The sequence below is a fragment of the Erwinia psidii genome (assembly GCF_003846135.1).
In the GTDB taxonomy this organism is placed as follows: Bacteria; Pseudomonadota; Gammaproteobacteria; order Enterobacterales; family Enterobacteriaceae; genus Erwinia; species Erwinia psidii.
In genome coordinates this window covers 14948-37857 of the sequence record NZ_RHHM01000009.1, presented here as the reverse complement: position 1 = coordinate 37857, position 22910 = coordinate 14948, and the positions used below count along the sequence as shown (strand labels likewise).

18 protein-coding genes are annotated in these 22910 nt (G+C 51.5%); 8 read left to right on the top strand and 10 right to left on the bottom strand.

Going from position 1 to position 22910, the window contains the following annotated elements; all coding sequences use genetic code 11:
* Positions 1 to 28 precede the first annotated feature (28 nt).
* Positions 29 to 385 (bottom strand): DUF2500 domain-containing protein, encoded by a 357-nt coding sequence (locus tag EB241_RS12450; protein WP_124233492.1) that lies wholly within the window; start codon positions 383 to 385, stop codon positions 29 to 31.
* A gap of 220 nt (positions 386 to 605) precedes the next feature.
* Here EB241_RS12450 and EB241_RS12445 point away from each other — a divergent pair, with 220 nt between their 5' ends.
* The 3 genes from EB241_RS12445 to EB241_RS12435 all read left to right on the top strand — a co-directional run bounded on the left by EB241_RS12445 (position 606) and on the right by EB241_RS12435 (position 3865).
* A complete protein-coding gene (locus tag EB241_RS12445) occupies positions 606 to 1232 on the top strand; it encodes a lysoplasmalogenase (protein WP_124233491.1) in 627 nt (208 codons plus the stop codon).
* Positions 1233 to 1325: 93 nt separating this feature from the next.
* Complete coding sequence (locus EB241_RS12440; protein ID WP_124233490.1) at positions 1326 to 3605, top strand: zinc/cadmium/mercury/lead-transporting ATPase; 2280 nt, start codon at positions 1326 to 1328, stop codon at positions 3603 to 3605.
* Between the two features lie 20 nt (positions 3606 to 3625).
* Positions 3626 to 3865, top strand: coding sequence for a hypothetical protein (locus EB241_RS12435; protein WP_124233489.1), 240 nt, complete (start codon positions 3626 to 3628; stop codon positions 3863 to 3865).
* Positions 3866 to 3933: 68 nt separating this feature from the next.
* On the opposite strand, the gene tusA is transcribed toward EB241_RS12435, so the two are convergent.
* The gene (tusA, locus tag EB241_RS12430; protein WP_124233488.1) at positions 3934 to 4179 is read right to left on the bottom strand and encodes a sulfurtransferase TusA; all 246 of its coding nucleotides are present in this window, start codon (positions 4177 to 4179) and stop codon (positions 3934 to 3936) included.
* A gap of 816 nt (positions 4180 to 4995) precedes the next feature.
* Between tusA and EB241_RS12425 the strand changes: the two genes are divergently transcribed.
* Both EB241_RS12425 and EB241_RS12420 read left to right on the top strand, forming a co-directional pair.
* Positions 4996 to 5661, top strand: coding sequence for a 7-cyano-7-deazaguanine/7-aminomethyl-7-deazaguanine transporter (locus EB241_RS12425; RefSeq protein WP_124233619.1), 666 nt, complete (start codon positions 4996 to 4998; stop codon positions 5659 to 5661).
* 261 nt (positions 5662 to 5922) lie between these two features.
* Complete coding sequence (locus tag EB241_RS12420; protein WP_124233487.1) at positions 5923 to 6474, top strand: DcrB family lipoprotein; 552 nt, start codon at positions 5923 to 5925, stop codon at positions 6472 to 6474.
* Between the two features lie 176 nt (positions 6475 to 6650).
* Here the strand turns inward: EB241_RS12420 and EB241_RS12415 are convergent, their stop codons facing one another.
* Entirely contained in the window at positions 6651 to 7835 is a 1185-nt protein-coding gene (locus EB241_RS12415) for an MFS transporter (protein ID WP_124233486.1), read from the bottom strand.
* Between the two features lie 160 nt (positions 7836 to 7995).
* Entirely contained in the window at positions 7996 to 8325 is a 330-nt protein-coding gene (locus tag EB241_RS12410; protein ID WP_124233485.1) for a DHCW motif cupin fold protein, read from the bottom strand.
* A gap of 417 nt (positions 8326 to 8742) precedes the next feature.
* On the opposite strand from EB241_RS12410, the gene proP reads away from it, so the two are divergent.
* A complete protein-coding gene (proP, locus tag EB241_RS12405; RefSeq protein WP_124233484.1) occupies positions 8743 to 10248 on the top strand; it encodes a glycine betaine/L-proline transporter ProP in 1506 nt (501 codons plus the stop codon).
* A gap of 84 nt (positions 10249 to 10332) precedes the next feature.
* Here the strand turns inward: proP and EB241_RS12400 are convergent, their stop codons facing one another.
* The 5 genes from EB241_RS12400 to EB241_RS12380 all read right to left on the bottom strand — a co-directional run bounded on the left by EB241_RS12400 (position 10333) and on the right by EB241_RS12380 (position 20002).
* On the bottom strand, positions 10333 to 11436 hold the full coding sequence (locus EB241_RS12400; protein WP_124233483.1) for an ABC transporter substrate-binding protein: 1104 nt from the start codon (positions 11434 to 11436) through the stop codon (positions 10333 to 10335).
* An 11-nt stretch (positions 11437 to 11447) separates the two neighbouring features.
* A complete protein-coding gene (locus EB241_RS12395; RefSeq protein ID WP_124233482.1) occupies positions 11448 to 13583 on the bottom strand; it encodes a TonB-dependent siderophore receptor in 2136 nt (711 codons plus the stop codon).
* A gap of 197 nt (positions 13584 to 13780) precedes the next feature.
* Positions 13781 to 17122 (bottom strand): autotransporter outer membrane beta-barrel domain-containing protein, encoded by a 3342-nt coding sequence (locus EB241_RS12390; protein ID WP_124233481.1) that lies wholly within the window; start codon positions 17120 to 17122, stop codon positions 13781 to 13783.
* 1035 nt (positions 17123 to 18157) lie between these two features.
* Complete coding sequence (locus EB241_RS12385) at positions 18158 to 18514, bottom strand: hypothetical protein (protein ID WP_124233480.1); 357 nt, start codon at positions 18512 to 18514, stop codon at positions 18158 to 18160.
* A gap of 303 nt (positions 18515 to 18817) precedes the next feature.
* Positions 18818 to 20002, bottom strand: a complete 1185-nt coding sequence (locus tag EB241_RS12380; protein WP_124233479.1) for a BaiN/RdsA family NAD(P)/FAD-dependent oxidoreductase — start codon at positions 20000 to 20002, stop codon at positions 18818 to 18820.
* A 232-nt stretch (positions 20003 to 20234) separates the two neighbouring features.
* Here EB241_RS12380 and pitA point away from each other — a divergent pair, with 232 nt between their 5' ends.
* Entirely contained in the window at positions 20235 to 21734 is a 1500-nt protein-coding gene (pitA, locus tag EB241_RS12375; RefSeq protein ID WP_148089648.1) for an inorganic phosphate transporter PitA, read from the top strand.
* A gap of 62 nt (positions 21735 to 21796) precedes the next feature.
* Here pitA and uspB read toward each other — a convergent pair whose 3' ends face one another.
* A complete protein-coding gene (gene uspB / locus EB241_RS12370; RefSeq protein WP_124233618.1) occupies positions 21797 to 22132 on the bottom strand; it encodes a universal stress protein UspB in 336 nt (111 codons plus the stop codon).
* A 340-nt stretch (positions 22133 to 22472) separates the two neighbouring features.
* On the opposite strand from uspB, the gene uspA reads away from it, so the two are divergent.
* Positions 22473 to 22910, top strand: a complete 438-nt coding sequence (gene uspA, locus EB241_RS12365; protein WP_124233477.1) for a universal stress protein UspA — start codon at positions 22473 to 22475, stop codon at positions 22908 to 22910.

Sequence of the window (22910 nt, the reverse complement as noted above, 5' to 3'; positions counted from 1 at the left end):
ATATAGCGCACTTTTTCGGCAGCCTTTGTTATTGATTTATCGGGCTGAATGAGATAAATCGTGTCCCCTGCACTTCCAGTTTCCCCCTGGCACCCTCATTGATTTGTTCATAGTCACGTTGCGTTAAAACCAGTTTGAAGTCTCCCGCACCATTCAGTGGATGAAACCAGGCTTCATAACGCACCTCTTCCACCGGGATCACCTCACGTTGCCGGGAGCGGCGACCCGACGCGGGTGTTTCCCGTCTGGCTTTGACTTCCACCGGCAATGAACGCACTGGCGAAGCGTCATTGACCGCGACTTCCTGACGCTGCCTGATGAACTGACGCGTGGCCAGTACGGCGATAACCGCCAGAATGGTAAGAAACAGAAATGATGGTTTCATACAGCCCCTCTTTCGTCTGCTCAGATAAAGCCCGTTGATTGTACTCACGCAAAAGCGACCAGCTTACCGGGAAAAACGCGGTTTTTCAGCCCGGGATAACCAAAGCCACTCTGTCACGACGGGAAGATTATCTGCTTTCAGAGGCGCCCCGATTGTCACTTCGTCGCCGCGTGACCTAAACTAGTCAGGGAATTTTGCATCGAAAACAAAGGGACAGATTATGATTTGGTCGTTTCTGGCTGTACTTTTTTCCGGCTGGCTGTATGTGGATGCTACCTACCGTGGGCCACAGTGGCAACGCTGGGTTTTTAAACCCGTTACCTTACTCCTGTTGGTCGCCTGGGCCTGGCAGGCACCGGTGCTTAACACCACAGACTACCTGATCCTGTTCGGCCTGCTGGCAACACTGGTTGGCGATGCCCTGACGCTGTTGCCAAACCGCCGTATGCTGTACGCCGTGGGTGCTTTTTTCCTCTCACACCTGCTGTATACCCTCTATTTCGCCAGCCATATGACGCTGACGTTCTTCTGGCCGATTCCGCTGGCCCTGCTGGTCATTGGCATACTGCTCATTGTCACTATCTGGAGCAGACTCGACGAATTACGCTGGCCGGTGTGCACCTTTATTGGTATGACGCTGTTGATGACCTGGCTGGCTGCCGAGCAATATTTCTTCCGGCCAACGGCTTACAGCTTCTCGCTGATGATGGGTACATCACTGCTACTGCTGGCCAATGTTATCTGGTATATCACCCACTATCGCCGCCGCTTTACCTCAGACAGTGCCATTGTTGCCGCCTGCTACTTTGCCGGCCACTTTATGATTGTGCGTGCGCTTTATCTCTGATCGCCGATGGGGCCTTGACTTTGGAGTTGACTCCAGAGTGTAAGATAACGCCGTGGTGGGAATGTTTCCCGCCTGGTTTTATCAGGAGGTGCCATGAACCCACATTCTTCCTCATCTCACGGCGGTGACCACCCTAACGCCCGCCACCCGGATCACCGCCATACATTCCGCCCGGTTATCAGCAAAGTGAGCCCCATCACCGCGCCAGCCATCGGCAACCACGGTTGTAATGATGCGGGTTGCTGCTCCACAGAAAATCCCGCAGAGGAAAACGGCCAGTCGGATATGCTGCCCACCTGGCGCTGGCAGATTGCTGGCATGGACTGTCCGGCCTGCGCGCGAAAAATAGAAAATGCGTTAAGTAAACTGCCCTCGGTGACCCACGCAAAAGTGCTGTTTGCTACCGAAAAACTGGTGGTCAATGCCACCCACGATGTTCGCCAGCAGGTCGAATTTGCCGTGCAGGAAGCCGGGTTTACCCTGACACGCAGCGGCACAGCCCCACTCGCCCAGCCCCGGAACACTTTCTGGCAAGACAATGGTTTTCTGCTGATGCTCATGGTACTGCTCTCAGCCAGCTGGCTGCTCCGTCAGTTCAATCCGCAGGCAGGGCAGGCGGCCTTTACGCTGGCTACCTTTATTGGCGTCTGGCCTGTCGCCCGCCGCGCTGGCGGACTGATAAAAAGCGGGATGCCTTTTGCTATCGAAACGCTGATGAGCGTCGCGGCCATCGGTGCTCTGTTTATCGGTGCCACTACAGAGGCGGCCATGGTGCTGCTGCTGTTTATGCTGGGAGAACGGCTGGAGTCCTTTGCCGCGAGACGTGCACGCCACGGCGTTACTGCTCTGATGGCATTGCAACCGGAGGAAGCCGTTCGCATCGATGGGAAGACGCGCCAGGTCATCGCCCTGAGCGCACTTCGTCCCGGCGATATTATCGAGGTGGCAGCCGGTGCCCGCCTGCCTGCCGACGCCAGCCTGCTTAACGCGCCGGCCAGTTTTGATGAAAGCGCGCTGACCGGCGAATCGCTTCCGGTTGAGCGGCAGCCAGGAGAGGTGGTCGCCGCAGGCAGTCTGAGCATTGACCGGTTAGTCAGGCTTAAAGTGGTTTCCCAACCGGGAGAAAGCGCTATCGATCGTATTCTGCATCTGATTGAAGAAGCGGAAACACATCGCGCCCCGGTTGAGCGATTTATTGACCGTTTCAGCCGTATTTACACGCCGCTCGTCATGGCGGTAGCACTGCTGGTCGCCGTGCTGCCGCCGTTGCTGTTCGCAGGCGAGTGGCAACCGTGGATCTACAAGGGGTTGACCCTGCTGTTAATTGGCTGTCCATGCGCGCTGGTGATCTCCACACCCGCAGCAATTACTTCTGGCCTGGCGGCCGCCTCACGCCGGGGGGTGCTTATTAAAGGCGGAGCCGCGCTGGAGCGTCTGAATGCGGTCAGAACGCTGGCTTTTGATAAAACCGGCACGCTGACTGAAGGGAAACCACAGGTCACTGAGATTATCAGCCTGAATGGAGAAACAGAGGCTGAACTACTGACGAAGGCGGCTGCGGTAGAGCGCGGTGCTTCCCACCCTCTGGCAAACGCCATTGTGAGGCTGGCAGAGCGTCGCAACCTGCCTGTTTTACCCGCAAGCGCTCAGATGACGCTCGCAGGTAAAGGAATTGAAGCGGTAGTGAGTGGTCGCACACTTTTAATTAGCAGCCCGGCAAGGGTGCCGGAAAACTGCCTGAGCGAAACGCATCTGGCGCAGAAAGAACAGCTGGAAGCCACCGGGCACACCGTTGTTGTGATGCTGGAGGATATGCGCCCGGCCGCCCTGATTGCTCTGCGCGATACCCTGAGAAAAGAAGCGGTTACCACCCTGCAGGCGCTACGTAACCTTGGCGTAGGTGCGGTGATGTTGACCGGGGATAATCCCCTCGCGGCAGCGGCTGTCGCAGAAGAACTGAAGATTGCGTTTCGTGCGGGTTTGTTACCTGCGGATAAAGTGGCGGCAATTCGCACACTTAACCAACGCGCTCCGGTGGCGATGGTAGGTGATGGCATCAACGACGCGCCGGCTATGAAGGCTGCCAGTGTTGGCATTGCCATGGGCAGCGGTAGCGACGTGGCGCTGGAGACGGCAGATGCAGCCCTGACGAGGGATCGTCTGACCGGGCTGGCGACGATGATCGGTCTGGCTCGTGCGACCCATGCTATTATACGGCAGAATGTCGCGCTGGCGCTGACGCTGAAAGGCATGTTGCTGATCACTACGCTGCTTGGGATCACCGGTCTGTGGCTGGCGGTACTGGCCGACTCAGGTGCAACAGTGTTAGTGACCGCTAACGCATTGCGCTTATTAGGTAAGCATCAAGGATAAGAACAGGAGAAGCAGAGAAAATGGAAAAGCATGGTACGGATGAAAATAAAGCGTTGAAGCAAACACAACGCCTGCAACGCTGGCTGTATATTGGCGGTGCCGTCGTTGGCGCACAGGCAATAATGCACGCCTTATCACCGTCCCCCACCTGGGGATATCTGGCCTTTGAGGTTTTACTGGCTGTTGGCTGCACCAGCTATGCGCTGTGGCTGTCGTCAAAAACTAATGCATTACGGAAAGATAATGCCGGTAACCGCTAAATACTGACTGCCTGAGACCAGAGTGGCAGTTTCCGCTCTGGCTGATTGACTCCACCCGGAGAAATTGCTCAAAGCCCCTTCCTGAGCAGGTATTTATACGGTGTGGTTTCTGTCGCCTGCGCCACCAAGGTATGCTCCATAAAACGGCAAAAACCCGGAATATCACGCGTGGTGGCGGGATCATCAGCAATAATTAACAGCGTATCCCCATCCTGCATATGGCGAACTGCCTTACGCACCATCATTACCGGCTCCGGGCAACGCAGACCAAGTGCGTCAAGAGTGTGATCGGGATTAGCGAACAAATCAGACATAGCATTCTCTGGTTAGGGAAAATCCCGGATTATTTTACTGACCGCGCAAGCATCTGCAAGCAATGCAGGCACCGGGTTTAATGTGGTTGCTCGCCGGGCCTGAATTAGCTGTAAATCGTCATCCCCGACCGTCAGCATATTGTCGCGCACGCCAGCGAAGCGATCCGGTGTCGGCTGATTATTAAACGATACCCTGATGTCTTATCTTACCCGGCAATGGTAAACATTGATCTTAGTGAGTACATACTTACTTTAGATTACGCATCACTAATGCCAAAAATGCCCGATAGTGTTAATCATTTATCCCAATCTCTGTTCAAGAATGGCAAAGCAGCTTTTAGAAGTGAGAGAGCGCATTTGACTGTACTGCGGCGCTCTCACCGAGCGTGACAGCACATATCCCTTAAACCTTCCCTCTGGAGCTGGCGGTCAGGGATAACGTAAACCCACCATCCCGGACTGTAACGGCGCGCTGAATCTGTGCCACCGCGTTGTATACAGGTGACGTCTTTAGATAAAAAACGCCATGATGGTGAAAAAGACAGAGACGGTGCCTTACTGCATGGCGCGTTTTGGGTACAGATACTCAATGTGAGTGCGGGAATAAATTCATTATCACTCAGCGCGACAACAGGCGAGCCGTTACCACTGAGTTTCAGCCGCCAGCCTCTCAGCCAGCGAGGTTTCCGGCGATAACGTTTGCGCTAAAATTAACCATTGCATTGGCAGGTTGTTTCGGTAATATGCCGCGCAATCGCTGCGGCGAGATAATGATTGTTTGGGTTCCCTCACCCCATTATTCAAAAAGGTCACATGATGATTTCCTTCTCTTCACGACAGCGCACCCATGCGTTGATCTGGCTGTCGCTGTTCCACGTACTGGTGATCACCTCCAGTAACTATCTGGTACAACTGCCGGTTGCCATTTTTGGCCTGCATACCACCTGGGGCGCGTTCAGCTTTCCCTTTATTTTTCTCGCCACTGATTTAACCGTACGCATTTTCGGTGCGCCACTGGCCCGCCGCATCATACTGCTGGTAATGATCCCGGCGCTGATTATCTCTTATGTCATTTCCGCGCTGTTTTATCAGGGCGAATGGCAGGGTTTTGCCGCGCTGAAAGCGGCTAACCTGTTTGTCGCCCGTATTGCCTGCGCCAGTTTTATGGCTTATGCACTTGGGCAGATTCTGGATGTGCATGTGTTCAACCGGCTGCGCAAGCTGTCACAATGGTGGATCGCACCGGCGTCAGCGATGTTCCTTGGCAATATCAGTGATACCCTGGCCTTTTTCTTTATCGCTTTCTATAAAAGCACCGACCCTTTTATGGCACAGAACTGGGTGGAAATTGCGCTGGTGGATTACAGTTTTAAAGTGATTATCTGCCTGTTATTTTTCCTGCCCGCTTATGGCGTACTGTTAAATGCCACCCTGAGACGTCTGGCGGAAAAGGACACCCACGTCAGACTGAACTTCGGCTAAGCAACGGTGCGGGAAACTATCCCGCATTGGCTTTTAGCAGGCCTGATATGTCAGGCCGTCAGGTTATTTTCCCACCCACCGTTTTTCCCTCTTATTGTTTATTTTCAGGCAGGCCGTTGGGCACACCATCAAAAACCGGTGTCTGAAAAGATATTAAGCACCTACACTACATGCTGCCACTGAGTGTCAGTTGCTTTTATCAACGGATTACTATTTTATGAGTGGCAGTAACAGGCACACGACTAACGTAAAGAGATTATGATGCGTAACTTACTCAAATATGCCGGCATTGGTTTACTGGTGGTTGGACTGACCGCCTGCGACGGCAAAAAAGATGACGCTGCCGCCGATAACAGTGGCAGCAGCCAAAGCAGTCAGAAAGTGACGCTGATGGATGGCAAGATGAGCTTTTCACTGCCTTCCGGTATGTCGGATCAAAGCGGCAAGCTGGGTACCCAGGCCAACAATATGCATGTGTATGCCGATGCATCCGGGCAAAAAGCGATTATCGTGATTGAGGGAGAGGCTTCTGACCAGGGGCTGGACGCCCTCTCCAAACGTCTGGAGCAGCAGCAACGCAGCCGCGATCCACAGTTGCAAGTGGTTACTAACAAATCTGTTGAACTGCAAGGCCAGCCAGCCCAACAGCTGGACTCGGTGATCTCGGCTAAAAACCAGTCAGTCTGGTCTTCGGTGGTGTTGGCGAAAGTTGACAATAAGCTGATGACCCTGCAAATCACCCTGCCTGCGGATAATCAGCAACAGTCGCAGACAGAAGCGGCCAACATCATTAAGAGCATCACGCTGAAATAACTGACCGCCCCTGTCCGCACGGCAGGGGTATCATCCTCATCCCTTAAATGCCCTTACCAGCGATGCCTCTGCGGGTATCCGCTAACCACCTCTGAGCCAGGCATCGCACGACAGTAAAAACCGCCTTGGTTTAACGCGCTCAGGACGGACCCGGTAACCGGGCCTGGTAAGAGCCATTACGCCTGCCTGCGTTGTGCCCTCAGCGTCAGTAGCATCGCAAGGCAGACCAGCAGGCCGCTCAGCAGATAGATAACCGGCACGCCAAAGTAGCTCATTATCATCCCGGCAAGCGGGCCAGTAATGCCCAGCGACAAATCCATAAACGCAGTGTAGGTCGCCAGCGCGCTTCCCTGGTTTTGTGACGGCACGGCTTTTACCGCCACTACGCCCACCGCCGGGAAGACCAGAGAGAAACCGGCTCCGGTAAGGAAAGCGCCCAGTTTAGCCACCCATGGTTCTGCCGATCCCCATACCAGAAACAGGCCAACGGCCTCGATCGCAAAGCAGACGACAGCCACAATCAACCCGCCATGGCGATTAATAGCACCTGGAAAAAGCAAACGGGTGCCCACAAATGCACTACTGAACAAGGTCAACGCCCAGGCCGCGCCTTCCCATCCCTTAGCCTGATAAAACAGCGTGATAAAAGTAGCTATTACCCCAAAACCAGCCGATCCCATCGCAAGGATCAGGCCAAAATGCCATATTTTGCCCAGCACCGCGCGAAACGGTAATGGCTGCCCTTTGCTGTTTTTTACCGATGGCCGGGGTAGTGCAAACAGAATCGCCACCAGCGCGATGGCAATAATAATGCAGGAAAGCAATGACAAGCCGCCCCAACGATAAATTGCCACCCCCAGAGGCGCACCAACAGCCATTGCACCGTAGGTGAAAATCCCGTTCCAGGAGATAACCCGGCCAATATGCAACGAACCGACGACGCCGACGCCCCAGAGTGTTGCTCCCGTACCGGCAAAACTCTGCCCGAAGCCCAGAATAACCCGACCCAGGCAGAGCAGCACCAGACAGAGTATCGGCCATCCTGCACAGAGGGCGGCCAGCGCATAGCACAGCCCGCTAAGCAGACAACCACAGAGGCCAAAGATCACCACCTTTTTTGGCCCCAGGCGATCGGTAAAACGTCCGGCGTGCGGCCGACTGATAAGGGTCGCGAAGTATTGCAGGCTGACCACCAGCCCGGCCCAGAACGCGCTGTATCCCATTACCTCATGGACATAGCCAGGCAGCACCGCCAGCGGCAGTCCGATGGTGAGATAGCTGGCGAAATTGAAGATAACCACAGAAATAATGCGCAGATTTAAACGTAAACCGCTCGGCGCGGGTACAGGTTGATCGGGCATGAAAATCAACACCTTCAGGGGAGGACATGAGTTTTTACTATAACCTTATTTTTTCAAAATGGTTGTTCCACCACGGGCCAACGACTTAATTACGCGGGTCTTCAGCCAGCAATGGCTGGCTTATGGCGTGCTGAGACGGCGGGCCACGCATGGCAGGTGCTTAATCAACAATAAACAGTTGCGCACCACTGTTCGTCCAGGAGCGATGCGCCTCAGCATCATCCGCTACCTGATAACTCATCCCTGCGGTAAGCGTGAAAACGCGCCCATCATCCAGTTCAGTGTGCAGTTCACCGGAAAGGCATAGCAGAATATGGCCTTTACTACACCAATGATCTGCCAGGTATCCTGCGGTATATTCAACCATTCTGACGCGAACTCCGCCAAAATGTTGCGTCTTCCACAGTGCAAGGCCTGTTTCACCTGGATGTTCTGTCGCGGGAAGCATTGACCATGCGGTGGTACCAAAAGGAATATCACTCATTTTCATAACATTACCGCCTTGATTTGAGATGCACTTGCAGAATGACCGCCGAAAACCAGCCTGCCCTGTTTTCACCGCCCGTGCAGGTTAGCAGGGCTGCCTGACTCAATGGGTTTATCCTCTAACGTATTATTTATATAGTTATTTTGTAATGCAAATAGCCAGAAAGTGAACAGAATTTAAGCGCCGCTTAAATAAGCTATCCAATATGATTTAGGGTATGAATTATGTTACATCCCGAAGAGACGATATACTTAGCATGGTTGGACATAGTTTCAGGCAGCGCAAGCGCCCGATCTATGCCACTGTCAGTAGGGTCAAATCACCCTACGCAATTCGTACCATTTCGTCAGACACACTATTTTTTTTCTGACAAATGGCAGAATTATGCTAGGAAAAACAGTTAATTACAGGGTGTTTTATATGAAGCTACGTAGGAAGCGTGTTAAGCCAATGGGCTTGAAAGACGTAACAATCATTGATGATGCCAGATTACGTAAAGCGATTACCGCCGCATCACTTGGCAACGCGATGGAATGGTTTGACTTTGGGGTTTACGGGTTTGTTGCCTATGCGCTGGGCCAGGTATTCTTTCCGGGGGCCGATCCTGGCGTGCAAATGATTGCCGCACTGGCGACTTTCTCTGTTCCGTTTCTGATCCGCCCGCTGGGGGGTTTATTCTTTGGTACGCTGGGTGATAAGTATGGTCGCCAGAAAATTCTCGCCATCACCATTATTATTATGTCGGTGAGTACCTTCTGTATTGGCCTGATCCCGTCACATGCCTCAATAGGTATCTGGGCTCCGATTCTGCTATTGATCTGTAAAATGGCGCAAGGCTTTTCGGTTGGTGGCGAATACACCGGCGCATCGATTTTTGTTGCAGAATATTCGCCAGACCGTAAACGTGGTTTTATGGGCAGCTGGCTGGATTTTGGTTCAATCGCCGGATTTGTGCTGGGTGCCGGTCTGGTGGTACTGATTTCAACCCTGGTTGGCGAGGCAAAATTCCTCGAATGGGGCTGGCGTATCCCGTTTTTCGTCGCGTTACCGCTGGGTATTATTGGTCTCTATCTGCGACACGCCCTGGAAGAAACACCGGCTTTCCAGCAGCACGTGGATAAGCTGGAACAGGGCGACCGCGAAGGCCTGAGCGACGGCCCGAAAGTTTCCTTCAAAGCGATTGCGAGCAAACACTGGAAAAGCCTGCTGGCCTGTATTGGCCTGGTGATTTCCACTAACGTCACCTACTACATGTTGCTGACGTACATGCCAAGCTACCTTTCACATAACCTCCACTATTCCGAAGACCACGGCGTACTGATTATTATCGCGATTATGATTGGGATGCTGTTTGTGCAACCCATTATGGGATTGATGAGCGATAAATATGGCCGCCGCCCGTTTGTGATCGTCGGCAGTATCGCCCTGCTGGTGCTGCCAATACCCTGCTTTATGCTGATAAACAGCAATGTGATGGGGCTGATCTTTGCCGGATTGCTGGCTCTGGCGGTGGTGCTGAACTGTTTTACCGGCGTGATGGCCTCTTCACTCCCGGCCATGTTCCCCACCCATATTCGCTACAGTGCACTGGCAAGCGCCTTTAACATCTCCATCCTGGTGGCTGGTTTAACGCCTACCCTGGCGGCATGGCTGGTGGAAACCACCGCCAACCTGTATATGCCAGCGTACTATCTGATGGTGGTGGCGGTCATTGGACTGGCTACCGGAATTATGATGAAAGAAACGGCCAATAAGCCGCTGCGTGGTGCCACTCCTGCCGCATCCGATATCGCGGAAGCGAAAGAGCTATTACAGGAACATCACGATAATATTGAGAACAGGATTGAAGAGATAGGCACACAGATTGCTGAGCTGGAAGAGAAGCGTAATCACCTGATTAGTCAGCATCCTCATATCGACAACTAATCTTCGCCATGTAAAAAAAGCCCGCGAGCAACACGCGGGCTTTTATTTCTGTACGACGCTAATCGAAACCGACTGAACAGAAGTTTATCTGGCGCTGTTCAGGCCCGTCCAGTACGTTCCCGTTTCCGGGATTGTCAGAAATTCCCGGTTCATCTGCTCCAGCGTTTTTCGCGGATCGACATCGTTGAACAGCTCCGGGTGGAAAGCTTTGGCAAAAATCTCCACGTCCAGCAGATGCCACGGGCTCATGTAGAAATTATGCCAGACCCCCAGCACCTTGCCATTGCGAATAGCCGGCAAGGTTGCAAGGAGCGTTTCACGTTGCAGTGCCTGAGCAAAGCTGTGCTGTGCCTGCGCGGCACTGACCTGCGGACCTAATTGTAATTGCTCTGTCTGCTGCGGTCCGGCCATACCGGTGACGATATAAACCTGAGGGTCTGCCGCAATCACCGCTTCCGGTGAGATCTGCCCGAACACGCTGGCAAAGCGGCCTGCTGCGATATTGTCTCCACCAGCGAAGGCCAGCAAATCAGCCATATTACCGTGTCCAACGGTAGTACAGCACACTTCACGCCTGCCGATGTGTAACTGCAACATCACGCTGGGACGCGCCGGTTTCGCCTGCTGCAAACGATCGCGGATCAGATTCATATGCTGTTGATAAAACGCAATAAATCGCTGTGCTTTTGCCTGGTCGTTCAGCGCCGCGCCGAGGATTTGCAGGCTGGGCACCGTATTCTTTAACTGCTCAACGCGCGTGTCGATGTAGATGACCGGAATGCCCGCGTCGGTCAGCTGCTGCTGAAAGCTGTCATGGTTGCTCGCCTGTTTGGCATAGACTGGCAGGATCACCAGATCCGGGCGAAGCGCGATCACCTTTTCCACGCTAATCTGCGCATAGTTGCCCGTCCCGATAACCGGGATCGTTTTGATCTGCGGGAATGCCGCACTGTAACGATCCCAGCTCTGACGATCGAGTCGTTGCAGATCTCCCGGCCAGCCCACGACACGTTTGACCGGATTGCCCTCTTCCACCAGCGCCAGGGTGTAAATCATTCTTCCCTCCCCCACCACAATCCTTTGCGGGTTATCGGGGATCTCTACCGTGCGTTGCAGAATATCGGTAACAGTTTTGCCCTGTACCACGCTGCTTGCCAACAGCAGCGCAAAGATCAGTATTTTTTTCATTGGTTCTCGGGTCAGAAATCGACAGCGGCCTGTAGGTAGAGTACACGGGGTTCACCTTCGCTGACGCGTAGATTGCCGGCACTGGATGAGTAATACTCTTTATTAAACAGGTTGTTGATATTCAGCTTAATCTGGGTGTGTTTGCCCACCAACTGGCTGTCCCAGGCGACAAAAGCGTCCGCCACCGTGTAATCCGGCATGGTGAAGCTGTTTTCAGGATCGCCCGCCCGGTTACCAACATAGCGACCACCGCCGCCGATCCGCCATTCACCCGGTAGCCAGGAGAAACGCATGGTATGGGTCAGATAGAGACTGCCCATGTTGGTTGGCGCATTCACCAGACGATTGCCGACGTTTTCAGGATTGGTATCGTCTTCTACGATGCTGGTTTTGTCATAGCTATAAGTGGCGATCAGATTCCAGTCTTTGGTTATTTCACCATTAACCTCAACTTCTGCTCCGCTGGAACGCGCTTTTGGAATATTACGTGTTACACCGTTTATATAGACAGACATGTCTTTTTCATCAATGCGATAAAGCGCCAGCGTTGCAGAAAGTGCCGGTACAATCTGCCATTTAGCGCCCACTTCATAGGTCGTGCCTTTTTCCGTAGAAGCCACGTTACCGTCGTCATCTGTTTCTGTGGACGGCGTAAACGAGCGGCTGTAACTGCCGTATAGCGAGACATCAGGCAACACTTTATACACCAGGCCCATTTGCGGCAGGAAAGCATCCCCGCGATCGTTTAACGTGCTGGTGGGGTTGACAAAACCGTAGCTGCCGGTCTGGGTGTAGCGCTGATAGCGGCCACCGAGCACCGCGATCCACTTATCGGTTAAATGGATACTGTCTTTGGCAAAAAGGGAACGGCTGTAAAGGTTGGTACGCACATTGCTGAGGCTGTCAGTGTAAGTGCTGCTACTGATAACCGGCTCTTCGCCATACACCGGATCGTACATGTTGAAGGTTTTGGAAACCTTGCCACGATATGAGTACGCCTTGTACGTTTCGTTCTGTTCGTAATCCACGCCAAGTACCACATCATGCTTCATACCCCACAGCTCCGGGCTGCCGCCGATATCCCAGGAAAGCCAGGTTGTCTGATGATTAAAGCCGCGGTTCGCGTCGGCACGGCGGGAAACTATGCCGGTGGTGGTATCAATCGCCGTCGCGCGAACTTCATTACTGTCGTAGCGCCGCTGCATCCAGGCGTAATTAAAATGCGTATCCCAGGTATCATCCAGCGTATAGGCGAAGTTAAAATTCAGGCGCTTGTTTTTTCCCCACGCATGATTGGCGGTGTCATCAAGACGCTGATTATAGGGAACATTAACCGGTTTATTATTAATAAAAGCGGTACCCCGGTCATAAGGAATGTCGTATTTATATTCCACATAGCTGAGATTAAACGACGCTTTCTCGCCAAACCAGCTCAGTGAAGGGGCCAGTAAGGTGTGCTCATTAACGCCGAAATTGCGCCAGTAATCCTCGCGCTGGCGTTCAGCAATCATACGAAAAGCGAAGCCGTTCCCCAACGGACCGGTGACATCAACGGTACCCGTGCCACCGCCAAAGCTGCTGGTTCCGCCGCTGATGTGCGTGTTCCACTGGTACTGTGGCTTTTTACTCACGAGGTTAATCACCCCGCCAGGATTGAGAATACCGTAAAGCAGCGAGGCCGAACCTTTCAGCACTTCCACATGATCAATGGTTGAGTCCATTGACAATCCCTGGTTGCTGCGCACGCCATCAAGGAAGATCGAACCATCTGAGTTAGCACCAAAACCACGCTTCACAAAGCCGTCCTCGATCCCGCCCAGCGTATTGCCTTGCGTAACACCACTCACAAATTTGACGGCATCATTTACGGTTTTGACATGGTAGTCCTCAATAGCCTGCGGCGTGACAACGCTGACTGACTGCGGGGTTTCGTTGCGCGGCGTGGCTGCTCGCGTCGCGGTGGTGGCGGTATCCTGGCTGTAGCTGCCGCCAGTACCGGTTTGATCTGCGGTGACGGTCAGCGTTTGATCTTTTACCGTATCTGCCGCTAATGCACCGCTGCTACTGAGCAAAGACGCGAAAATAACAGACTGGGTTTTTCCACTGAGGTGATAAAAGGTGACAAAGCGTGTAAATGGCGATTTCATAAGTGGCCGAGCTAGTAATTTTTTGTTCGAGAATGATAATTAGTTTCATTGGCATTATCAATTTCGCTACCAACGTAATTTCATCACTACTACATTGCTTGCATTTTATTCACAAAAAACGATTATCAACCGCTGCAATTATCGCCTTCAGCAGGGATTAAAGCTTACAGCACCCTGTGCTGTAAGCCATTTTACCCTCAGAAATGATACTTAACGCCAAGATTGCCGCTGTAGCCTTCCAGACCCGTTTTCATACCGCGAAGGTAGCTGGCTTCTGCAAAAATGCTCAACTGGCTGGCGACTTTGCCAGTGACCCCCGCGCCAGTTTGCCAGTAGCCTTTGCTGACCTCAGGCCTGAACGTGAGATCATCAACGATCATCGCAGGCGTACTGCCTAGCTGGCGGACAACATCCAGCTTCAGATAGGGCTGCACTGTCGGCGCATCATAGAACAGCCGACCGCCCCAACGTAGCTGGCCTGTCATGATGTTCTGACCTTTCAGTTTCACACCGCTGGCATAGCCCTCGCTGATATTCATGTACTGCGCCATCAGCTGAAACTGCGGCTCAATTCTGATCCGCTCATAAACGGTGAATGGTTTGCCCACCTCAGCGGACAGCAGAACGCTGTAGCTGTCCATTTTCGCCTGGGTCAGACTGTTAAAACGGTTACTGTAGCGTGTGAGCTGCCCGATACTGTCAAAATAGCTGCCATCATCATTCCATAAGGTAAAATAGCCACCGACGCCATAGGTGGTCGTTTCTGTCTTACCAACATGGGCAGAAAGCCCTTCTCTCTGCGTACGGGCATTATCACCGTTACTGCTGCGAATACGCCCAAGCGTCAACATCGGTCCGGCTTTTACCTGCCACCCGTTCGTCAGTTCATTGTGCAGTATGTCTCCACCCAACTGCACAAAAGCACTGTTAATATCATAAGAAAAACGGCCTGAACGATAGCGATCGTGGCGTCCATAGGTTCTTCCCCAAACGGCACTGCCTTTCTGATAAGCACCCTGGCGGGCATGATAATTTCCGGCCGATTGAAAACCATAAGCGGCGTTCATATACGGTGCCATCAGGTAGCCGGCAATTTCAGGACGCCAGGTGTCGGCGATATCGTCTGTGTCGACGGTTTGGTCGGTATCAAAATCCGTATCATCAGCAGTTTCATCTGACTCAATCGCATTATAGGACGATTGCAGATACCAGCTATTTTCACCCACCCGATTAACAAAATATTCATACAGGCCGGCCACCACACTGCCTTTCTGGGTAAAGGTTGCCTGGCTGGCATCGCCGACAACCTTTACCAGTAAAATGCCCATATCTGTCAACGCCCCCAGGCCGTTTTGATTGAGCACTGTCAAGGCAAAATCACCGGTCGCATTTCCTTCCACCAGCAGACTGTCCGTCGGGGATTGGTCGTCTCCCATTTCAGTCCGCAGGATAAATTCACCGGAACCGGAAAGATCGCCAGTCACCGTCAGGGTGTAAAAACTGGTGTCTGAGGCTGAATTGGTGCTTAAAAGGGAATAAGAGCTTAAACCGGTATCGCTGCTAAAAGTAATTATCCCATCCTGTTGTAAATCACCCACCGTCGAGTCGCCATTTATCACCCAGCGGCTGGTGCTGTCGAGGGAGAGCTGGCTGATATTTTGCGTGGCACCGACAAGCTGTGAGTTATCACTTAAAACCAGTGTAATCACGTCCTCATCGTTTTCCGCGATAATATCACCCAGCAGGGAGACATTATCTGAGGCATGGACCGTCACCGTTGAGTAAGTCTTCACACCATCATCATCTTCCGCAGCGCTAGCATTGATGGCCACACCATCTCCGCCGGTCATCACCGTGCCGTTTTGCAAATTCAGCTCAAGATCGGTTCCCACTGCCAGCACTGCCGAGGACTGCTCACTGGTCAGGATAACGTTGTCCAGTGTAACGGTACTCTGCTGTCCATCCGCCTGGGTGTTGGCATAGAGGACCACCGAATCCCCCGTGGATCTCAGTTGACTGTTGCTGATATTCAGCGTGGAGAGAGACGTTTGCAGCACCGGAGAGAAGGTGCCTGTCGTGGTGACGGTTATGCCGTCGGCGGTGATAACGGATGCCTCCTTTACTGAAACGCCGACACTTTGCTCACCCGTGGTGGTTAATGTGGAATTAAGCAGGGTGGCACTGGCACCATTCATGGCTCGTGCCGCTGGCGATGACGTGTTACTGGTGGTAATAGTGCTGTTTTCCAGGGTGATGGTAGTATTTGTATCAGAGCTGTAAAGACCTGCCGCATTTGTGCCTGACGTGGTGATAACAACATCTGTGGCGGTCAGTGTTCCCGCTGCCATGCTCACAAGACCATAGCCGCCATTACCTGAGGTGGTAATAGTGGTATCGCTGAGTTCCATATTGCCCGCACTCACCATTGCACCATAGCTGAAGGCACCGGAGGTAGTAATAATCAGCCCACTCCCTTCGGCCTGATCTTCAGAGTAATAACCATAACCATAATTGCCTGAAGTGCTGAGCACGCTATTGGTCACCACCGACACGCCAGCCTGACCGTTTACCGCATGGGAGCTGGTTCCACTGGTGGTGAAGGTGGCATCGGTTATCGCAAGCGTTGAAGAAGCATGGGACAACCAGGTACCGTGGGCGCTGTTTCCGGTTGTCAGATAGCTGCCGCCCTGAACCGTTGCGGAAGCATTAACGTTAACATCAATACCAGGGGCATAACTTCCACTGGTCACGACATCAATATCAGTCAATGTCGCTATGCTGCCGTCTATCAGACGGATGCCGGAATAGGTGGAGGTGATACTACTGTCGGTCAATGTTAATGTACCTGCCGTACCAACCAGAACAGCGGGCATGGTCGTTGAAACTGACTCAACGGTGAGCTGATTACCCGTGAGAGAACTGCGATAAAGCGCCAATGCATAACTGCCGCTGGTGCTGTTCTGAGAAATTTCTACATTATTTAATGTGCCACTGGCAGATCCGGTTATATAAAGCGATGACGAGCTGGTGCCACTGGTGGAAATCTTTATATTATCGGCCTCCAGCGTACCCCCGGACATATAAATCCCACTGGATAACGAGCCTGTAGTGGACAAGGCCGCGTCAGTTAAGGACAAACTGGAACTAATCGACTGAACGGCATTACTCGAATTTCCCGTAGTAGTGACCGATCCTCCCTCCATCAACAGCGAACTGTTTTGATAAAGATAAATACCATAGGCGTTGGTCCCCCCGGATGATAGCTGGGCATTGTTAAGCGTCAGGCCAGCCTGTTGCCTGATGTGGGCAGTATAAGTGCTGTTCGCCGTCGTGGAAAAAGAGAGGTTATCGTCAGTAACAAGCTGGCTGTTTGCTCCAGCTGCATACAATGGAATTGTGGTGTCCGTGGAATCATATCCCTCGGTGACTTCCACCGTTGTTCCATCCGTTACGCTCCAGTTCTGATCGGCCATAACGCTGAGAGGAAAAAGCGTTAACGTCAGAAAATTAAGAGCAAAAGGCCGTGCACAAATAGCCATGGTGATTCCTTCATTTGCTTTCCATAAAAATTAAATGTGATGCTACTGTGGTTACAGAATGTGATTTGAGAAAAACCAAAAATGTTAAGATAATTACTGACAAAACGGTCTTATAAAGAAGTTGTAAAAGATAAACTGACAATTAGTCCATTCATGATTCAACTCGTTAACTCATCCTTAAGGATATTAGGACAAAGTTAATAATGAGTGAAGAATTTTTTACTGACTTTAATTTGAATTAATTGGAATTAAACTACTTAAAATTTACTATAAAAACAACAAATATGACGCAGCGACAAAAAACAAAAAAATAAAGTAACAGGAAAAAGTAAAAGCACACCTTCCCAGAAGACAGCATTGATTACTGCGGCCATGGGTCACGTAGAAAACCTCTCTGCCTGGTGATATTTGAATACAGAGAAACTATAATATATTGATAATCACATACACAGATCCGTTATTTAAATCGATTAATAACCCATAAAAAATCATTAAGCTCCAGTAATAAACAAAAAATATTCTTACTGAGCTGACATAATCATCGTTAAATATTAAAAATCCATTCCCATGCGGTTATTCTTCCGGTGGATCGGCTTTCGGCTATGTCATTAAATCCACCAAATTCATCGCTCAGGGTGCATTCATAACACCACGTTTTCACCTCTTTTATTGGAGTAAATTTTCGTTATTCTATTCTGCTGTGCACCCGAAAAAAGGGAAAACCGCCTGATATGGCGATAAATGTCAAATCCAAAACAGCGGGGAAAACAGCAAATTTTTGACAGGTACGACGACCAGGCATCGCAAAAAAACTGATGCGGAGAATGTCATGCGACATTCTCCGATTATCCTGAAAGGAGTCGCTCCCTGACGTACCATCAATTCCCGGAGAGAAAATGGGGTATGGCGACATACGCGGGTGTCAATATGCCTGTCACTGGCGTTGGTATTCAGGCATGGGTGATAAGTCGTTATTGATTTCCTTAACATCTATGGTAAACGGGATTGAGCTGGTAATATTTTCAGCCCCTCTCCTTAAATAAGCCACGTTGGCTTATTTAAGGAGAGGGAAGTCAGATGTGGTGTTACCTCAATCGGTAATTTTACTGCTGAAGATCCAGATGTAACAGGAACGTCTATTTCCACGCCAACGTCTGGCAAAAGATCTTTACCATCCATCCTTAGCGTTAACCCCGGGTTTTCTTTTTTGGTCGAGAAATAGTTATCACCAGCTGATAACCGGCTACCTTTGGGCGTTATTTTTGTTGTCGCGGTATGAATATAATTTAGCACCTCAGCATTAGCACTGGTACACATCACATTTATCCCCAGCCCGGTTTGCGTGGTTTGCCCTTTGAAAATGCTGTCAGTTCGGATTACTTCGATTGCCACCTTGCTGCAACGCGAATTATTTCAGGTATACCTGTGCCATAACCCGCAGGAGAAAGTTTGCCCGAACCGCCTTAATGCTGATCAGAGTTCTCACAGCCAGACTATCGGTTTGAAAATTATTCAGGGTATTTATGCCACGGGCAAGCGAAGCTTATCTCAGGCTATCGGTGCATGTAATAAATAATCATAACGTTACTTTATGCGCCATGATCGCTAACGCACAGTTTTATGTGACGCAGAACAGTGTACCTTTGATTATTTCGATTTGGCTAATGCGCGAACGTTATTATTCCACCACACATTTCAAATAGCCTGCCCACAGGCCCATGCTGAGCTCCACGCCCACTGAAAGTTATACCCGCCCAACCAGCCGGAGACGTCCACCACTTCACCAATAAAATACAAACCAGGCACATCGCGGGATTCCATAGTTTTTGAAGAGAGTGCGTGCGTATCCACCCCGCCCAGCGTCACCTCTGCGGTACGGTAGCCCTCGGTACCATTGGGCTGAACCCGCCAGGTATGCAGTGACATCGCCAGCTCGCCCTGCTGATTGCTGTTAAGCTGTTTTAGGGTGCATTCGGGGATATACCCCAACAATTGCAGGCACTCAACCAGACGGCGCGGCAGCACTTTTGCCAGGGTATTTTTCAGACTCTGATTCGGATGCTCACCACGCTCCTGAGTAATAAGCGCATCCAGATCGCATTCCGGGCAGAGATTAACAGTGACGATTTCTCCTGCCTGCCAGTAGCTGGAAATCTGCAGTACTGCCGGGCCAGACAGGCCACGATGAGTGAACAGCAGGGCTTCTTTAAACACCGTGCCATCGTCCGCCGTTATCACTGCGGGTACCGCCACGCCGGAAAGCGTCTGTAATTGCTCCAGCAAAGGTTTATGCAGCGTAAAAGGCACCAGACCGGCTCGTGTCGGAAAGACTTTCAAACCAAACTGCCCGGCGATTTTATAGCCAAATGGCGAAGCGCCCAACCCCGGCATGGAAAGGCCACCAGACGCTACCACCAGCTTTTCAGCCTGTACCGTGCTGCCATTCACTTCAACTGTGTAGCCTGCGTCATCACGCGTTACGCTTTGGATCTGGCTGCGTAATCGCAGCGTCACCTTTCCGGCCTCACACTCTTTTAGTAGCAGATCGACAATTTGCTGGGCAGACTCATCGCAAAACAGCTGTCCCTGCGTTTTTTCATGCCAGGCGATAGAATGACGGTTGACCAGATCGATAAAGTCCCACTGGGTATAGCGGGCCAGGGCTGATTTACAGAAATGTGGATTGTGGGAGAGGTAGGCGGCGGGTTCGGTGTAGAGATTGGTAAAGTTGCAGCGTCCTCCACCCGACATCAAAATTTTTCGCCCCGCTTTTTTGCCGTTATCGAGCAGTAATACACGTTTACCTCGTTGCCCCGCCTGAGCAGCGCAAAACAGACCCGCCGCACCCGCACCAATGATGATAACGTCAAATTTTTCCACTACCCGCTCCGACTCCGGCTTAAAAACGGTGATTGTAGTGATTAGGCGGCACCGATACCAGTATCACCAGCCTGCCAAAACAGAAACATCTGATGCCTTTGGACTAAAAAAACAGGAAATTTCTCCTCAATAGCACCTGAATGTCAAAAAAAGTCTATATTTCACTTTCCCCTGATGCGGTTTCTCGCGGATAATGCGCCGCGTTCATGTCCTCCAATATGGCGTAACGCTTATGCTACATCTGTTTGCTGGTCTTGATTATCATACCGGCCTGTTACTGGTCCTCGCTCTGCTGTTTGTTTTGTTCTACGAAGCCATCAATGGTTTCCACGACACGGCCAACGCAGTGGCTACTGTTATTTACACCCGCGCTATGCGATCGCAACTTGCGGTAGTCATGGCAGGCGTCTTTAATTTCTTTGGGGTTCTGCTCGGTGGGCTAAGCGTGGCTTACGCTATCGTTCATTTGCTCCCCACCGATCTGTTGCTGAATGTCGGCTCGGCCCACGGGCTGGCGATGGTCTTTTCCATGTTGCTGGCAGCCATCATCTGGAACCTTGGCACATGGTATTTCGGCCTGCCAGCATCCAGTTCTCACACCCTTATTGGGGCAATCATTGGTATTGGCCTGACCAACGCGCTGCTGACCGGCACGTCAGTGGTCGACGCCTTGAATGTCCCCAAAATGATCGGCATCCTTTTGTCGCTGGTGATTTCACCGATCGTTGGCCTGATAGTCGCTGGCGTACTGGTGTTCATTTTGCGTCGCTACTGGAGCGGGAATAAGAAACGCCGCCGTATTCATATGACGCCGGCGGAGCGCGAGAAGATCGACGGTAAGAAGAAACCCCCTTTCTGGACCCGCATTGCCCTGATCGTTTCAGCCATCGGCGTGAGCTACTCACACGGTGCTAACGATGGTCAGAAAGGTATTGGTCTGATTATGCTGGTGCTGATTGGCGTAGCGCCGGCAGGTTTCATGGTGAATATGAACGCCTCCGGGTATGATATTACCCGCACCCGCGACGCAGTGAATCATCTTGAGCAATATTACAGTCAGCATGCTGACTCACTGACGCATATTGTGCAGATGGCACCGCCAATTGTGCCAACCCCGGACCAAAGTACTGACGAGCCACGGGAGTTCCACTGTGACGCGTCGCGGGCGTTACCTGCTATACAACATGCTCAGACGTTGCTGAATAACCTGCAAAGCTACGATGCGCTCAGCGTTGAACAGCGCAGCCATCTGCGTCGTCTGATGATGTGTATCTCTGATACAGCAGACAAGGTGGCCAAACTTCCGCAGACTTCTGGCGAAGATCAGCGCTTCCTGAACAAGCTGAAAGGCGATTTACTGAACACCATTGAGTATGCGCCAGTCTGGATTATCGTCGCGGTGGCCTTAGCTCTGTCGCTGGGAACCATGGTGGGTTGGCGTCGTGTCGCCGTCACCATTGGTGAAAAAATCGGTAAAAAAGGCATGACTTACGCACAGGGCATGTCGGCACAGATGACTGCCGCAGTCTCTATCGGTATTGCCAGCTATACCGGAATGCCGGTATCCACTACCCACGTACTCTCCTCTTCCGTCGCCGGAACCATGCTGGTTGATGGTGGTGGTATACAGGGACGCACCGTTAAGAATATCCTGCTGGCGTGGATCTTTACTCTGCCCGTCTCGATAGTGTTATCCGGTGTGCTGTACTGGATTGCTCTGAAGCTGGTTTAACGACGCTGTTTTACAAAAAAAAGGTGGGACACATTCCCACCTTTTTTACTTTTTGCCTTTGCTCAGTACCGCATCAATAATCCCACCAGACTGACAATCACCAGACCGCACAGTGCGCTGCTAAGAATAAACTGCCCACGCACCCGCTCACAGCGGCGGATAAACTCATCATCATGATGGTCGTGGTAGCGCTGTAACCATATATAGCGCACCAGCCGTATTTGCTTGCCCGGCTGACCGCGCGAGGTAAAAAAACCTGCACCATCAACGTACTGATACAATAAGGGATCGCACCCGCGGAGCACCACCAGCAACGCGCGTAAAGAGGAAAAGTAACGTGCCATGTTCACGACACAAACGACACACAAAGCCCAAAAAAGCGCGGTAGTGCTAATCATCATCCTCTCCTGAAAGCAAAAGGCCGTTAAGTGCACAACTTATCATTGCTTTTTAGTGTAGGAGATGTGCTTTGGATTTTTCCAGCATTGTTGCCACAGGACTCAGGTAAAAGCGCACAATTACTTTTGATCCGCTTCGCAAAGGCCACCAACGACAGACTTCTCGTTGACAATACGGGCTATACTTGGACCGATAAAAAAAGCGCCGTTACGGTTTGCCTGTGCGCGTTGAGAATCCTGCTTAATTTCAATATTTATATTGATTTCAACCCATTATGATGAAACAAAGACAACAATGTTTTGCGGTGACCAGACCGCAACGAATGAAAGGAGTATCGTTATGTCTTATAAACACATTCTGATTGCAGTGGATCTTTCACCGGAAAGTAAATTGCTGGTCGCTAAAGCCGTCTCAATCGCCCGTCCTTACGACGCCAAAGTTTCTTTGATTCATGTGGACGTGAACTATTCCGATCTCTATACCGGATTAATCGACGTCAACCTGGGCGATATGCAGAAGCGTATTTCTGAAGAGACACACTCAGCACTGACTGAGCTGTCCGCCAGTGCAGGCTATCCGGTTTCAGAAACCCTCAGCGGCAGTGGCGATCTCGGCCAGGTACTGGTCGATGCCATTAAACAATATGATGTGGACCTCGTGGTATGCGGGCATCATCAGGACTTCTGGAGCAAGCTGATGTCGTCAGCACGCCAGCTTATTAATACCGTCCATGTTGATATGCTGATCGTGCCGTTACGCGATGATGAAGACAGGTAA

Bases quoted from the DNA above. Each gene is read 5' to 3' on its own strand.
- proP (WP_124233484.1), top strand. From the start codon at position 8,743: ATGAAGCTACGTAGGAAGCGTGTTAAGCCAATGGGCTTGAAAGACGTA.
- EB241_RS12395 (WP_124233482.1), bottom strand. From the start codon at position 13,583: ATGAAATCGCCATTTACACGCTTTGTCACCTTTTATCACCTCAGTGGA.
- uspA (WP_124233477.1), top strand. From the start codon at position 22,473: ATGTCTTATAAACACATTCTGATTGCAGTGGATCTTTCACCGGAAAGT.
- EB241_RS12410 (WP_124233485.1), bottom strand. From the start codon at position 8,325: ATGAAAATGAGTGATATTCCTTTTGGTACCACCGCATGGTCAATGCTT.
- tusA (WP_124233488.1), bottom strand. From the start codon at position 4,179: ATGTCTGATTTGTTCGCTAATCCCGATCACACTCTTGACGCACTTGGT.
- pitA (WP_148089648.1), top strand. From the start codon at position 20,235: ATGCTACATCTGTTTGCTGGTCTTGATTATCATACCGGCCTGTTACTG.
- EB241_RS12400 (WP_124233483.1), bottom strand. From the start codon at position 11,436: ATGAAAAAAATACTGATCTTTGCGCTGCTGTTGGCAAGCAGCGTGGTA.
- EB241_RS12415 (WP_124233486.1), bottom strand. From the start codon at position 7,835: ATGCCCGATCAACCTGTACCCGCGCCGAGCGGTTTACGTTTAAATCTG.
- EB241_RS12445 (WP_124233491.1), top strand. From the start codon at position 606: ATGATTTGGTCGTTTCTGGCTGTACTTTTTTCCGGCTGGCTGTATGTG.
- EB241_RS12420 (WP_124233487.1), top strand. From the start codon at position 5,923: ATGCGTAACTTACTCAAATATGCCGGCATTGGTTTACTGGTGGTTGGA.
- uspB (WP_124233618.1), bottom strand. From the start codon at position 22,132: ATGATTAGCACTACCGCGCTTTTTTGGGCTTTGTGTGTCGTTTGTGTC.
- EB241_RS12425 (WP_124233619.1), top strand. From the start codon at position 4,996: ATGATTTCCTTCTCTTCACGACAGCGCACCCATGCGTTGATCTGGCTG.
- EB241_RS12435 (WP_124233489.1), top strand. From the start codon at position 3,626: ATGGAAAAGCATGGTACGGATGAAAATAAAGCGTTGAAGCAAACACAA.
- EB241_RS12440 (WP_124233490.1), top strand. From the start codon at position 1,326: ATGAACCCACATTCTTCCTCATCTCACGGCGGTGACCACCCTAACGCC.
- EB241_RS12390 (WP_124233481.1), bottom strand. From the start codon at position 17,122: ATGGCTATTTGTGCACGGCCTTTTGCTCTTAATTTTCTGACGTTAACG.
- EB241_RS12450 (WP_124233492.1), bottom strand. From the start codon at position 385: ATGAAACCATCATTTCTGTTTCTTACCATTCTGGCGGTTATCGCCGTA.